This window comes from Agromyces sp. NPDC055661 (genome assembly GCF_053618135.1).
In genome coordinates this window covers 1,859,067-1,872,716 of the sequence record NZ_JBSHHC010000001.1, presented here as the reverse complement: position 1 = coordinate 1,872,716, position 13,650 = coordinate 1,859,067, and the positions used below count along the sequence as shown (strand labels likewise).

Sequence of the window (13,650 nt, the reverse complement as noted above, 5' to 3'; positions counted from 1 at the left end):
GTCACCTCACGGCGCCACGCGGATGGTGACCGTCTGGGTCGTGGCGTTGCCCGAGTCGTCGGTCGCTTGGAACGTTACCGCGTAGGTCGCGCCCTGGCGAGCGAGCACTTCGACCTCGGTGTCGGAGACCCTGCGGATCTCCGCCTTGTGGCCGGTGGCCTGAACGCCCACGATCTCCACCGTGACGTCGGCGTCGACGTTGTCGGTCGCCGCGACGTCGAAGGTGATCGAGCGCCACTTGGCGTTCGGCGGGAAGACGACATCGGTGGAGGCGGTGACGGCGAGCTCGGGCGCGACGACGTCGAGGTCGAGTCCCACGACCACGGGGTCGTGATCGCTCGAGCGCCACTCGTCGGGCGCGAAGAGCGCGTCCTGCGCCGGCTTCTTGAACGTCATGTCGTAGTCGATCAGGCTCGGCTCGTCGGAGTTGATGTGCCACGGCTCGGCTCCGGTGACCCGGTCGACGATGCTCGTGCCGCCGAGCGCGTAGTCGAGGTATCCGAGCTGGCCGTCGAACACGTAGGAGTACGCCTCCTCGCCCTGGAACTCGTGCACGAGGTCGGTGTACCCGGCCGCGCGGAACGCGTCGATCGGATCCTCCTTGTCGTAGGAGTTCAGGTCGCCCATGATGAGCTCGTTGCCGGCTCCCTGGCCCGTCGGGTCCCCGGCCAGCCACTTCGAGAGCGCCTTCGCCGCCTTGGTGCGGGTGACGTTGCAGTTGCCTGCGCCATCGCCGAGGTCGGGGTCGCCGACGTCGTCGCAGTCGGAGCCCTTCGACTTCAGGTGGTTCACGACGACCGTGACCTCGCCGCCGGCCTGCAGGTCGGTGAAGGTCTGCGCCAGCGCCGGGCGGTTGAAGTCGGTGTCGAAGTCGGGATCGACCGACGAGTCGAGCACGGCGTGGGTGCCGGTGGGCGCCACCTCGCTCGGCTTGTAGATGAGCGCCGTCGTGATGGCGTCGGTGCCCAGCACGTCCGTCGAGATGAAGTCGTAGGTGCCCTCTCCGACCTCGTCGTTGAGCGCGTCCACCAGGGTGCCGACCGCGACGTCGCCGTTGTTCTCGATCTCGATGAGGCCGACGATGTCGGCGTCGATCGCGGCGAGCGCCGAGACGATCTTCGCCTCCTGGCGGGCGAACTCGGCGGCGTCGTTCGCGCCGCGCGAGCCGAGCGTCGTGAAGTAGTTCAGCACGTTGAAGCTCGCGACCTTCGTCGTGCCGCCGACCTCGGGCACCGGGTTCGCGGCGCGCGGGTTCACGGCCTGGTGGTCGGCGCCCTGCGTGGGCTGCACGGCCCAGGTGTCGAAGCGGTAGTCGAGCACGCCGGTCGCGTTCGCGACGAGGTCGCCGCCGCGGAACGAGTTCGCGAGCGTGAAGGTGTCGCCGTTCGGGTGGATCGCCGGGTCGGGGTTCTCCTCGCTGCGGCCGTCGTCGAGCGTGATCGAGTCGAGCGCGTTCGCCGCCGCCAGGGCCGTAGCCGGCTGCCCCGGCTCGACGACCGCGGTGGGCGTCATGTGGCGCTCGCTGCCGAGCGTGATCGTGCCGAACCGGCCGTACTCGAAGAACTCGAGGATCGAGAGCGACTGCGGCAGGGTGACGCGCATGCCCTCGAGCGGCTCGTAGGCGTCGGGCGAGGCCACCGGCAGGGTGATCGCGGCGGGCGCGGGAAGCGGAGCCCCCCGGTCGCAGACCGAGTTGGCGGTCGCCGTGACCTCCGTCATGCCGAAGAACTCACTGACGGTGCCGGCGATGTGCACCACGTCGCCGGCGGCGACGTCGAGGCCGGTCGGCGCGTACACGAAGACACCGTCGGAGGTCGCGGCGTTCGCGTCACCGGCATCCTGCAGGTAGTAGCCGTCGAAGCCGCCGACCTGGAAGTCGCCGGTCACGACGCCCTCGATCTCGACGGATGCACCGACGACCGGCGACGCGGCGCCGGCGCCCTGCACGGAGCCGATCGTCACCACGGGTGCGTCGCAGTCGGCCGGGGGGAGCGGCACGATCACGACCGTGAGCGAGTTGCGGACCCCGGGAGTGTTGGCCGCCTCGCCGTTGACGAGCGTGCCGGTGTTGCCGGGGATGCCGGCCTTGTCGAAGTCGTTGCGCACCCAGTCGGCCGCCGAGTCGGTGTCCGCGCCGTCGGGGATGCGCGAGGCCGCGCCGACCGCGAAGGCGCCGCCGTCGTACGAGGCGGTGAGCACCGTGCCGCCGTAGGCGCGGTCGCTCCCCCCGCCGTCGTGGACGGCGATCGCGTCGACGATGTCGAGGCCGTCGATCGCGTCGATCACGCCGTCGTCGTTCGCATCGAGGTCATCGCCCAGGGCGCCGGCGAAGCCGGTGACGAGCAGCAGCGACATGGTGCCGTTCTCGAGGGCGTCGGCGGGGAGCCAGGCGAGCGAGCGCCCCTCGTCGTCGGGAGCGCCGAACGAGACGACCTCGTCGACCACGCCGAGGGAGGTGCCGGCATCGCCCTCGATCTCGAGCACGCGGACGCCGCTCAGGTCGGTGCCGGGCTCGGCGAGCAGCTCCACGTACTCGACGTCGGTGCCGGCCGTCGAGGCCGAGAACTCGTTGATCACCGTCGGCTGCGGGCCCGCTTCGCCGCAGGTGTGGGAGCCGAGCCCGTCGAAGGTGTTCGACGCGAACCCGACCCACTCCACGGCGGGGTCGAACGCGTCGTTCGGGTTCGTGTCGCCCGTGCACACCGACGCCGCACGACGCAGCGTGTTGTCCATGGTGGAGGTCAGGCCGGTTCCCCACTCGGTGCCCGGGTCGAAGCCGACCTGCCCGAGCGAGTCGACGACGGTCGTGCCCTTCCAGAGGGCGATCGCGTCATCGCCGTTCCACAGACCGGCCCCGGTCGTCTGGTCGGCGAACGCCGCGAGCAGGTTGTCGGCGAAGACGAACGTGTCGCCCGCGCCGACCGTGCCGTCGAGCACCTGGTTGACGTTCGCGGTCGTGGCGCCGTTGAAGTACACCCGCAGCGTGTAGGCGCTGAGGTCGATCGGGGCATCCGTGGGGTTGTAGATCTCGAGGGCCTTGTTCGTCGACGAGCCCTCGACGTATTCGCTGATGAACACGTCGGCCGGGACCGCGGCCTCGGCGGCGGCCGCCGGAGCGGCGGCCAGTCCGACGGCGAGCAGCGACGCTGCGACGACCATGGCGGTGACAGGGCGGACGGACCGGATCATCGGAGCTCCCCAGCTTCATCGCGCGGGGGTGCCGACATGCCCCCCGAGACGTGGTCAGACTAGGGGACCGACGTCGAGCGGTGGAAGGGTCCCGCCGGTGAAGGGTCGGTGAATCGCGCGGATGTGCGCGGCGACGCGGCATCCGTGCACATCTGCGCAGCTCAGCGCCGCTGCTGCTCCGACCCCGACAGCCGCTGCGCGATGTAGATCGGCACGATCGACACGACGACGAGCACGACCGCGATCACCGAGACGATCGGCGCCTGGTTCGGCCGGAACATGTTGTTCAGGATGAAGATCGGCAGCGTCGTCACGCCCGACCCGGCGGTGAACGTCGTCACGATGATCTCGTCGAACGACAGCGCGAAGGCGAGCAGGCCGCCCGCGAGGAGCGCCGAGCGCAGCTGCGGGAACGTCACGAGCCGGAACGTCGTCCAGACGCCGGCGCCGAGGTCGCTCGACGCCTCCTCGAGGTTCGTGCCCTGACGGCGCAGGCGCGCGATCACGTTGTTGAACACGGTGACGATGCAGAACGTCGCGTGCGCGATGACGACCGTCCAGATCGACAGCGGCACGCCCATGATCGTGCGGAAGAAGTTGTTCAACGCGATACCGGTGATGATGCCGGGCAGCGCGATCGGCAGGATCACCAGCAGGCTGATGGCGTCGCGGCCGAAGAACGAGAACCGCTGCAGGGCGAGCGAGATGAGCGTGCCGAGGATCAGCGAGATCAGCGTCGCGATCGCGGCGATCTGCACGCTGGTCGACACGGCCTCGATCGCGCCCGCGCTCTGGAACGCGCGGCCCCACCACTCGAGCGTGAAGCCGGGCGGCGGCCAGGTCAGCGACGTCGAGGTCGAGAAGGAGTTCACGAGCACGACGAGGAGCGGCACGTAGACCACGACGAGGATCAACGCCGTGACGATGCCGAGCACCGTGCGGGAGAGTCGTGAGAGTCGCATCCGTCGCCCCTAGAGGTTGTCGAGGGCGCCGGTGCGGCGCACGAGGAAGAGGTAGCCGAAGATGATCACGATCGGGATGAGCGCGATCGCCGATGCGAGGGGCAGGTTGTTCGCCGCGCCGACGTTCGTGTAGACGAGGTTTCCGAGCATCTGGCTCGCGCCGCCCACGATGTTCACCGTGATGTAGTCGCCGAGCGAGAGCGAGAAGCTGAAGATCGTGCCCGCGATGATCGCCGGGAAGATCAGCGGCAGCACGACGAGCCGCAGGGTGGGCCAGGTCTTGCCGCCCAGGTCGCCGGATGCCTCGAGCAGCGAGTCGGGCACGCGCTCGAGTCCCGCGTAGATCGGCAGGATCACGTACGGCAGCCAGAGGTACGAGAGCGTGATGATGGTCGCCGGGAGCCCGTACCCGGGTGTGTGTCCGCCGAACGGCGCGAGGAGCCATTCGAGGATGCCGTCCTGCGACAGCACCGACCGCCACGCGTACGCCTTCACGAGGTACGACGCCCAGAGCGGGGTCAGCACCATGATGACGAGCACGCGCTGCATCCGCGGCGACGCGACCTTCGCCATGAAGAACGCGATGGGCAGTGCGAGCAGCACGTCGATGAGGGTGACGAGCAGGGCGACGCCCAGCGTGCGCAGCGTCACGACCTGGTAGAGCGAGCCGGTGACGACCTCGATGATGTTGTCGAGCGTGAACTCGGTCGTGATCTCGCCGGTGAAGCTGTCGACCGACCAGAACGCGGTGACGAGCAGCAGCGCGAGCGCCACGATGTAGACGACGACGAGCCAGAACAGCGGCGCGGTGAGCAGGAAGGCCAGTCGCGCCCTGGGATGGGTCGCGAGGAAGGCCGACCCCTTCCGCGCGACCGTGTCGCGGGGGGATCGGATCGGTTGCCTCGTCGGGGCGTTCGTCGTCATGCAGCGTTCCTGTCGGACGGTCTTCCGTCGTGGATCGGGGGTGGGGGCGGCCCGTTCGGGTCCGGGCCGCCCCGGTCATGCGGGCGTCAGCCCTTGATCTCCGACCAGGCCTCGGTCCAGGCCGCGTAGTCGACGCACTTCACATCGGTGCGACCGTCGACGCAGTCCTCGATCGGGGTGGTCCAGTACCAGATCTGCGACGCGTAGTCGGCGTCACCGGCGTGGTACGCCTCGCAGTCGTCGCGGAACTCGCAGGCCTCGTCGCTCGAGGGCGCCTCGCCGAAGTACGCGGTCGCCGTGGCGTTCGCCTCGGGGCTCGCGATGTAGTCGAGCCACGCGTACGCGCAGTTCGGGTTCTTCGCCTGCGACGAGATCATCCACGTGTCCGACCAGCCGGTCGCACCCTCCTCGGGCAGGACGACGTCGGTCGTCGCACCCTCGCCCGCGAGGGCGTTCTGGATGACCTGCCAGGTCGTGCCGACCACCGAGTCGCCGGTCGTGAACGCCTGGATCTCCTTGAGGTAGTCCGACCAGTACTCGCCGACGTGCGCGCGCTGGGCCTTCAGGAGGTCGACGGAGGCCTGGAACTGCTCCTCGTCGAGCGCGTAGGGGTTCTCGATGCCGAGCTCGGGCTGGTGCGCCATCAGGTACACCGCGGCATCCGCGATGTAGATGGGCGAGTCGTACGCGGTGACCTTGCCGCTGTAGTCGCCGGCCTTGTCGAACACCACGTCCCACGAGGTGGGCGCCTCGGGGAAGACCGTCGTGTTGTACATGAGGAGGTTCGCGCCGTAGCCGTGCGGTACGCCGTAGGGCACGCCGTCGACCGAGTTCCACTCCTTCTCCTTGAGGAAGTCGTAGACGTTCGCGTAGTTCGGGATGAGGTCGGTGTTGACGGGAGCCACGTCGCCGGCGGCGATGAGCCGCAGGGTCGCGTCGCCCGAGGCCGACACCACGTCGTACTCGCCGGTCTTCATGAGGTTGACGGCCTCGTCGGAGGTGCCGAACGTCTTGGTCGTGACCTCGCAGCCCGTGTCCTCCTCGAACGGCGTCACCCAGTCGACCTCGGGGTCGTTGGAGCCGTCCTCGACATAGCCGGGCCAGGCGAGGATCGAGACCTGGCCCTCCATCTCGCCGAGCTCCTCGGCGGCCTCGCCGCCTCCGGAGCCGCCGGCCTGGGACGTGCCACAGGCGGTGAGCAGTGCGACCGAGGCGATCGCGAGCCCCACGGTCGCGCCGCGAGCGGCGGTGCGCATTCGCATCATGGTTCTCTCCTTGTTCTGTGCAGTGCAGGTGGTGCAGTGATGTGCAGTTGCAGGTGCGGTGGGCTGGTCCGGTGGGCGGATGCCTCAGCCGGAGATCCCGGGGAGCACGCCCGGTCCCAGGGGCACGACGTCGTCGTCGTGCCATGAGACGACCACCCGGTCGCCGCGCTCGTCGTCGTGGACGCGATCGCGGTCGTTCTGTTCGAGCACGCTGACGCGCGTGCCGTCGTCGAGGTCGACGACGAGGCGCACGCCGCTGCCGAGGTAGATGGCCTCGACGACGGTGCCCGCGACGTTCACCACGCCCTCGCCCTGGAGGCCGTCGCGGGTGACGGACATCTTCTCGGGGCGGACCGAGTGGTGGCCGTCGCGACCGAGGATCGTGCGCGAGCGCTCGTCGTCGAAGAGGTTGGAGGTGCCGACGAAGTCGGCCACGAAGCGGGAGGTCGGCTGCTCGTAGAGCTCGGTCGGCGTGCCGAGCTGCTCGATCCCGCCTGCGTTGAACACCGCGATCCGATCGGAGAGCGTGAGCGCCTCCTCCTGGTCGTGGGTCACGAAGATGAAGGTGATGCCGAGGTCGCGCTGGATCTGCTTGAGCTCGACCTGCATCTGCTCGCGGAGCTTGAGGTCGAGGGCGCCGAGCGGCTCGTCGAGCAGCAGCACCTTCGGCTCGACCACGGTGGCGCGGGCGAGCGCGACGCGCTGGCGCTGGCCGCCCGAGAGCTGCGACGGCTTGCGATCCGCCATCTGCTCGAGGCGAACGGAGGCGAGCGCCCGGCGGGCGCGTTCGGTGCGCTCCTTGCGGCCGATGCCGCGCACGCGCAGGCCGTAGGCGACGTTGTCGAGCACGTTCATGTGCGGGAACAGCGCGTAGTCCTGGAACACCGTGTTCACGTCGCGGTCGAACGGGGCGCGCTTGGTCACGTCGGTGCCGAAGAGCTCGATCGTGCCGGCCGTGGGCTGCTCGAACCCCGCGATGAGCCGCAGCACGGTGGTCTTGCCCGAGCCCGACGGCCCGAGCATGGAGAAGAACTCGCCCGCCGCGATCTCGAGGTCGACGTGGTCGACGGCGGTGACGGCGCCGAACTCCTTGGTGAGTCCGCTGAGCCGGATGGCCGGCTGCTGGTCGGTCATGACGCTCTCCCCTTCGATGTGCGTTCGTCTAAATCATATGGATCCAGATGTCTACGTCCAGTCCTGCGTGTTACGGTCTTGTCACGGATTTCCAGACGCCGGGTACGGGAGGAACGGATGCCGCAGGCGACGGGACGCACGGATGCCACGCGCGCGGTCGTCTTCTCCCCGCTCGACGGGGCCGGTCGCGCCGAACTCGTCGAGCAGCGACTGACCGACGCGATCGTCGCCGGCGTGCTCCGCGACGGCGAGCGCCTGCCCAGCGAGTCCGACCTCGCGCGCAGCCTCGGCGTCGCCGTCGTGACGGCGCGCGAGGCGCTCGTCGCCCTGCGCGAGAAGGGCCTCGTGCAGACCCGGCGGGGCCGCGACGGCGGCAGCTTCGTCACGCACGACCGCGACGCGGCCGCCCGCATGGTCGACGACCGCGTGCGCGCCCTCAGCCGCATCGAGCTCCGCGACCTCTCCCTGCACTACGCCGCGATCGCGGGCATGGCCGCAGAGATCGCCGCCGATCGTGCGAGCGAGGACGACCTCGCCAGCCTCGTCGAGGTGGACGCACGCGCCGACCTCACGACCCCCGGCGGAGCCCGCCGCGCGGTCGGCCGCTTCCAGCTCGAGGTGGCCGCCGTGAGCCAGTCGCCGCGGCTCGTGCACGAGGAGCTGCGCCTCCAGGCCGAGGCCGGGCCCTTGCTCTGGCTGTGCCTGAGGGAGCAGTATTCACGTGATCGCAGTCGCACCGCTCGACTCGAGGTCATCCAGGCGATCCGCGACGTGCAGCCCGAACGTGCACGGCGCGCGACCACCGACCACATCGCGTCGGCCGTGGAGTGGCTCATCGACGAGAAGGTGCGCCTCGAGCAGGCGCCGACGCCGGACGCCGTCGAGGCTTCCGGGGGTGCAACACCGGAAGGAGGGAGGCCATGACCGTCACCGTCGACGTCGCCGCCGAGCACATCGCGCGGCGCATCGCCTCCACGATCGACCCCGTCTTCGCCATGATCGACGGCTGGCGGGACGTGCTCCAGCGCGAGCTCGAGGGCCCGTTCGCGGGCGCACTGACCGGGGCATCCGAGCCCACCGCCGCCACCCTCGACCCCGTCGTGGCCGCCCTCGTCAGCGCCGAGCTCGAGCGCGACGGCACGCTCATCACGGGCGCGGGCTTCGTCGCCGCACCCGGATTCCTCGTCGATGCGCCCTGGCACCTGGCCTGGTGGCTCAGCGGATCGAACACGTTCGGCGCCGGACCCGATCCGAAGCTGCGACGATTGGAGGTCGTGAGCGATCCCGATTCCGAGCAGTTCCGCGACTACACGACCCTCGAGTGGTGGCGCGTTCCGGCGCGCACCGGGACGCGGCACCTCACCGGTCCCTACGTCGACTACCTCTGCACCGACGACTACACGGTCACGATCACCACGCCCGTGCGCGTGGCCGGCGAGATGGCGGGCCTCGTGGGCACCGACCTCTACGTCGCGCGACTCGAGGGCGTGCTGCTGCCGGTGATCCGCGAGTCGGGGCATCCGTGCACCCTCGTCAATGCCTCGGGACGCATCGTCGCGTCGACCGACGCTCGCCGGGCCACCGGCGCGCTCCTGCGCCTCGACGGCCTCGCCGACGCGCTCACGCCGCTGCGCGACGACGCCACGGCAACGGATGCTGCGAGCCTCCCGGGCGGCGAAGCCGTCGTCCCGTGCGGGGACACCTCGCTCGCGCTCGTGCTCGAAGCGTGACGGCGCTCGGCCGCAACGGACGAGGGGTGGGCTCGGCCGTGACGATCACGATCCGCGAGAAGCGGCGCCGCCGGCAGCGGCAGCGGGCGCTCGCGTACCTCGGCGTCACCGTCGCCTGGGCGCTCTCCATCTGGGTGAGCCAGTTGCTCTCGCCGCCCGACTGGCTGCATCTCATCGCCCTGTTCGGGCACCTCGCCGCCCTCGTCGTGGGGCTCGGCGCGGTGCTCGCGATCGACTGGCACGCGCTGCTCTGGGCCACCGGCTGGAGCTCCGTGCGCGAACTGCGCCAAGCCGACCGCACGCTCATCCTGCCGATCTGGGTGGGCCTCTTCGGGTTGCTCCTGACGGGTGCGCTGCTCGAGCCGCACCTCGACAATCCGCTCACCATCATCAAGATGGTCGCGGTGCTCGTCCTGTCGCTCAACGGGGTCGCCCTGACCCGCTGGACCGCCGACCTGGCCCGGGTTCCCCCGACGGCCAGGTACGCCCAGCTGCCCAGGGCCGCCCGCGCCGGGTTCATGACGAGCGCCATCGTCTCGCAGGTCGCGTGGTGGACCGCAGTGTTCATCGGCATGTTGAATGCCACGACGTGAGCCGCTCGACGCGACGACCTGAACGCCTCCCGAATGCTTGCTGTGTACACGCTCGGCTTCTCCACAGGGTTCTGAGATAGGCTCACGACGATCCCAGTACCCCCGGACTGAAGGATTCTTCGATGCGCCACGCATTGGACGCCCGTTCCGCTCACACTGACCGCCTGCCCTACCCCGGCCCGTGGCGGTACGAGGCGACGCCATGAGCGCGGGCCTGCCATCGCGCAGCAGCGACCGTCGACAGCTCCGGGAGGAGCGCCGGCGGCGCCGTCGGCGCGTCGTCTGGATCTCGGCCGCGGCCGCGGCCGCCCTCGTGCTGCTCGTCGGAGGCGGCGTCACCGCCGCCGTGCTCATGAACCAGGGCGACGGCGAGCCCGAGACCACCGCGTCGACGCCGAAGCCCGCCGAGCCCGTCGTCTTCGAGGACGACGTGCCGGCCACCGCCCAGGGCGCCGAGCCGTGCACGCAGGTGAAGGTGCTCGCCTCGCTCGAGAACTCCGAGATGGTGACCAAGCTCGCCGAGGGCTACAACGCGCAGCCCCGCGACATCGACGGCATCTGCGTCAACGTCGTCGTCACGAAGGACAAGTCGGGCCTCGCGGCCGAGGACGCCGCGGCGAACTTCAAGAACCTTCCCGAAGACGAGCGGCCCATCGTCTGGATCCCCGACGCGAGCTCCTGGCTCTCGGTCGCGCGCTACGGCGGCGGCGGCGCGAGCGTGCCGAAGGCGGCCGAGAGCATCGGGTACTCCGACATCGTGCTCGCCATGCCGAAGTCGCTCGCGACCGCCATCGGCTGGGACCAGACGCGCCCCACGTGGGACGACATCTTCTCCTCCGCCGACGACGAGAACCTCTGGACCGACCTCGGTCACCCCGAGTGGGGCTCGTTCAAGCTCGGCAAGACCAGCCCGCTGATCGCGAGCTCCGGCGAGGCGGCGCTGCTGGCGTCGTACGGCTCCGCCGCAGGCTCCGTCGCCGACCTCACCGCCGACCAGATCGAAGACGAGAAGATCACCGACGAGGTGCGCCAGCACGAGCTGAGCACGAGCCACTACATGGCGACGCCCGAGCACTTCCTCTGGCACGCGCGCCAGGCCGCCGACAACGGCTCGGTCGCCGACTTCCTCTCCGCGGTCATCGTCGACGAGAAGTCGGTGTGGGACTACAACCGCGGCATCACGAGCCGCGACGGCGTGAACCGCATCGAGAGCACGCCCCCGGCCGAGCCGCTCGTGCCGATCTACCCCAGCGACGGCTACTACATCGCCGACAACCCGGGCGCCGTGCTCTCGGGCCCGTGGGTCGACGAGACCGAGAAGGCCGCCGGCGCCGACTTCATCCGCTTCGCCCGCACCAGCCAGGGCCAGCAGATCGTGCGCGACTCGGGCTACCGCGACCTCAACGGCGGGCTCAGCCCGATCGTGCAGTCGGTCGGCCTGCTCGGCGACCCGACCGAGAACGGCGGGCTCCCCTTCCCCAGCCAGCGCGTGGTCATCGCGGCGCATGACGCGTTCCCCGACGTCCGCAAGCGCGCGCAGCTGCTCTTCCTCGTCGACGTCTCCGGCTCGATGGACGAGCCGATCGCGACCGGCGAGACGAAGCTCGCCGCGGCGAAGGACGCCATCACCGAGGCGCTCGGCCACTTCTCGGCGGGCGACAACCTCGGCCTGGCCGCGTTCTCAGCGGTCGACGACGGCCCGATCACGCCGGGCAACGTGAGCCCCGTGCAGGACATCGGCGACTCGCGCCCCGACTTCCTGCGCGCGCTCGGCGGCCTGCAGCCGATCGAGTTCACGCCGCTCTACGCGGCGGTCGACACGTTCGCGCGCGAGCAGGCGGCAAACTTCCAGCCCGATCGCATCAACGCCATCGTGCTGCTGAGCGACGGCAAGAACGAGACCATGGGCCCGACCATCGACGCCAACCAGATGATCGAGAACCTCAAGGCGATGCACCACGACACGCCGGTGCTCATCTTCACGCTGGCGTACGGCGCCGACGCGGACGTGGCGACGCTGCAGTCGATCTCGAGCGCCACAGGTGCCCACTACTACGACGCCACCGACCCGACCAAGGTCAGCGACGTGCTGGGCGACCTCGTCACGAGCTTCTAGCTGGGGCGGGCGGCGGCGCGGCTGCGCGGCTGCGCGGCTGCGCCGCCGGCGCGCGCTCAGGCCGCGAGGTCGTCGACGTCGAGGAATCGGCGCACGACGTCGTCGGGTGCACCGGCCGCCAGGAGGCGCGGCGCGATCGCCCGGCGGGCCAACGCATACGGCGCGGGCGACCCCGACATGACCGACTGCGCGTTCGCCGCGTCGAGGAGGGCGACGAACTCGAACGCCAGCAGCGCGGCATCCGTGCCGGCATCGAGCTCGCCCTGCTCGATCGCGTACCCGACCGAGATGCGCAGGTAGTCGTTCCAGCTCCGGTAGGCGGCGGCGATGGCGTCGCGCACGGGTCCGGGCTTCGCGTCGAAGTCGACGAGGGCCGCGGCGAAGAAGCATCCGCCGGGGAAGACGCGGTCGCGCGAGTACGCGATCCAGGCGTCGAGCAGGGCCGCGATGCGGCGCACGCCGCGGGGTTCGACCCGCGCGGGCTCGAGCACGTGCTCGCGGAACCGCTGCGCCGCCGCCTCGACGGTCGCGAGCTGCAGGCGCTCCTTCGAGCCGAACAGCGTCGCGACGCCGCTCTTGCTCACGTCGGCGGCCGCCGCGAGTCGGCCGATCGAGAGCCCGTCGAGCCCCTCGACCGACGCGAGGTCGGCCGCGCGCTCCAGCACGACGCGCCGGGAGGCGTCGCCCCGGAGTCGTCGGCCGTCGACCTGTTCCATGTCTTGTAGTTTACGCACGATCGTACGTATAGTGTACGTACGATCGTTCGTATTGATTGAAGATCGACCCGCGGATGCCGCGAGCCACGACCATCGGAGGCCGTCATGAACCCCGCCACCACCCTCGCCGTCTCGGCGCTCCGCGCCGCCGACCGGGTCTCCCCGTCGCTCGCCGGGCGCCTCGCCCTACCGCTGTTCCGCCAGGTGCGGCCCGCGCTCCCCGTGCGGCCGAGCGACCGCGCCGTGCATGCGGACGCCGAGCGCGGCACCATGACCGTGCGCGGCCGCGAGGTCGTCACGTACTCGTGGGGCCGCGGGCCCGAGACGGTGCTCGTCGTGCACGGCTGGCGCGGTCGCGCGTCGCAGTTCGGGCCGATCGTGCGGGAGCTGCGCGCCGAGGGCTTCCGGGTCGTCTCGTTCGACGCCCCGGCGAACGGCGCCTCGTCCGGGCCGCACACCGACATCCGGGACTACCTCGCGGGCATCGAGGCGATGCAGCGCCGCCATGGGATGTTCCGCCTCGTGATCGGGCACTCGTTCGGTGCCCTCGCGACCCTCACCGCCGTGCGCGAGGGCACCGCGACGGGCGGCGTCGTCGCGATCGCCGGGATGGGCGATGCCCGCTACCTCGTCGACTCGTTCGCGGAGCGCGTCGGCATCGGCCGCGCGAGCGCCGACGTGCTCGCCCGGGAGTTCTCCCGGCGCGTCCTGCCCGACGTCGCGGAGCCGTTCGCGCGGGTCGACGCCGTGTCGCATCCGCTGCCCGACGGCGTCCCGCTGCTGCTCGTGCACGACCGCGCCGACCGCGAGGTCGCCGTCGGGGAGTCGCTGCGCCTGCACGACGCCCATGGCGAGCGCTCGCGGCTCATGCTGACCGAGGGCGCCGGCCACGCGCGGGTGCTGGGCGCGGATCCGACGCTCGACGCGGTCACGGCGTTCGCGCTGGGCGGGCTCGCGGGCGTCGACGCGGCCGGTCTCGGCGAGCGCGTCGTGCCCGCGGCATCCGCGTAGGCGCTGCAGG

General features: G+C 70.7%; 11 protein-coding genes. 5 read left to right on the top strand and 6 right to left on the bottom strand.

All coding sequences use genetic code 11. The features are described from left to right. Positions 1-6: 6 nt before the first annotated feature. From ACWGO8_RS08580 to ACWGO8_RS08560, 5 genes are all read right to left on the bottom strand, one after another. Entirely contained in the window at positions 7-3,189 is a 3,183-nt protein-coding gene (locus ACWGO8_RS08580; protein ID WP_452042653.1) for an ExeM/NucH family extracellular endonuclease, read from the bottom strand. A gap of 161 nt (positions 3,190-3,350) precedes the next feature. Next, complete coding sequence (locus tag ACWGO8_RS08575) at positions 3,351-4,151, bottom strand: ABC transporter permease (RefSeq protein WP_452042652.1); 801 nt, start codon at positions 4,149-4,151, stop codon at positions 3,351-3,353. A gap of 9 nt (positions 4,152-4,160) precedes the next feature. After that, on the bottom strand, positions 4,161-5,075 hold the full coding sequence (locus ACWGO8_RS08570; protein ID WP_452042651.1) for an ABC transporter permease: 915 nt from the start codon (positions 5,073-5,075) through the stop codon (positions 4,161-4,163). Positions 5,076-5,161: 86 nt separating this feature from the next. Further along, positions 5,162-6,340, bottom strand: a complete 1,179-nt coding sequence (locus ACWGO8_RS08565) for an ABC transporter substrate-binding protein (protein WP_452042650.1) — start codon at positions 6,338-6,340, stop codon at positions 5,162-5,164. A gap of 84 nt (positions 6,341-6,424) precedes the next feature. Continuing rightward, entirely contained in the window at positions 6,425-7,474 is a 1,050-nt protein-coding gene (locus ACWGO8_RS08560; RefSeq protein ID WP_452042649.1) for an ABC transporter ATP-binding protein, read from the bottom strand. 117 nt (positions 7,475-7,591) lie between these two features. Between ACWGO8_RS08560 and ACWGO8_RS08555 the strand changes: the two genes are divergently transcribed. From ACWGO8_RS08555 to ACWGO8_RS08540, 4 genes are all read left to right on the top strand, one after another. Beyond that, positions 7,592-8,398, top strand: coding sequence for a FadR/GntR family transcriptional regulator (locus tag ACWGO8_RS08555; protein WP_452042648.1), 807 nt, complete (start codon positions 7,592-7,594; stop codon positions 8,396-8,398). Next, positions 8,395-9,204 carry a PDC sensor domain-containing protein gene (locus ACWGO8_RS08550; protein WP_452042647.1) on the top strand — a complete coding sequence of 270 codons (810 nt, stop codon included), beginning with the start codon at positions 8,395-8,397 and terminating at the stop codon, positions 9,202-9,204. Before ACWGO8_RS08555 ends, ACWGO8_RS08550 begins: the two co-directional genes overlap by 4 nt. 38 nt (positions 9,205-9,242) lie before the next feature. Further along, positions 9,243-9,797 carry a hypothetical protein gene (locus ACWGO8_RS08545; RefSeq protein WP_452042646.1) on the top strand — a complete coding sequence of 185 codons (555 nt, stop codon included), beginning with the start codon at positions 9,243-9,245 and terminating at the stop codon, positions 9,795-9,797. A gap of 202 nt (positions 9,798-9,999) precedes the next feature. Continuing rightward, the gene (locus tag ACWGO8_RS08540) at positions 10,000-11,913 is read left to right on the top strand and encodes a substrate-binding domain-containing protein (protein ID WP_452042645.1); all 1,914 of its coding nucleotides are present in this window, start codon (positions 10,000-10,002) and stop codon (positions 11,911-11,913) included. A gap of 56 nt (positions 11,914-11,969) precedes the next feature. On the opposite strand, the gene ACWGO8_RS08535 is transcribed toward ACWGO8_RS08540, so the two are convergent. Then, complete coding sequence (locus ACWGO8_RS08535) at positions 11,970-12,629, bottom strand: TetR/AcrR family transcriptional regulator (protein WP_452042644.1); 660 nt, start codon at positions 12,627-12,629, stop codon at positions 11,970-11,972. Positions 12,630-12,734: 105 nt separating this feature from the next. Here ACWGO8_RS08535 and ACWGO8_RS08530 point away from each other — a divergent pair, with 105 nt between their 5' ends. Next, positions 12,735-13,640, top strand: coding sequence for an alpha/beta hydrolase family protein (locus tag ACWGO8_RS08530; protein ID WP_452042643.1), 906 nt, complete (start codon positions 12,735-12,737; stop codon positions 13,638-13,640). Positions 13,641-13,650: the final 10 nt, after the last annotated feature.

Bases quoted from the DNA above. Each gene is read 5' to 3' on its own strand.
- ACWGO8_RS08580 (WP_452042653.1), bottom strand. From the start codon at position 3,189: ATGATCCGGTCCGTCCGCCCTGTCACCGCCATGGTCGTCGCAGCGTCG.
- ACWGO8_RS08575 (WP_452042652.1), bottom strand. From the start codon at position 4,151: ATGCGACTCTCACGACTCTCCCGCACGGTGCTCGGCATCGTCACGGCG.
- ACWGO8_RS08570 (WP_452042651.1), bottom strand. From the start codon at position 5,075: ATGACGACGAACGCCCCGACGAGGCAACCGATCCGATCCCCCCGCGAC.
- ACWGO8_RS08565 (WP_452042650.1), bottom strand. From the start codon at position 6,340: ATGATGCGAATGCGCACCGCCGCTCGCGGCGCGACCGTGGGGCTCGCG.
- ACWGO8_RS08560 (WP_452042649.1), bottom strand. From the start codon at position 7,474: ATGACCGACCAGCAGCCGGCCATCCGGCTCAGCGGACTCACCAAGGAG.
- ACWGO8_RS08555 (WP_452042648.1), top strand. From the start codon at position 7,592: ATGCCGCAGGCGACGGGACGCACGGATGCCACGCGCGCGGTCGTCTTC.
- ACWGO8_RS08550 (WP_452042647.1), top strand. From the start codon at position 8,395: ATGACCGTCACCGTCGACGTCGCCGCCGAGCACATCGCGCGGCGCATC.
- ACWGO8_RS08540 (WP_452042645.1), top strand. From the start codon at position 10,000: ATGAGCGCGGGCCTGCCATCGCGCAGCAGCGACCGTCGACAGCTCCGG.
- ACWGO8_RS08535 (WP_452042644.1), bottom strand. From the start codon at position 12,629: ATGGAACAGGTCGACGGCCGACGACTCCGGGGCGACGCCTCCCGGCGC.
- ACWGO8_RS08530 (WP_452042643.1), top strand. From the start codon at position 12,735: ATGAACCCCGCCACCACCCTCGCCGTCTCGGCGCTCCGCGCCGCCGAC.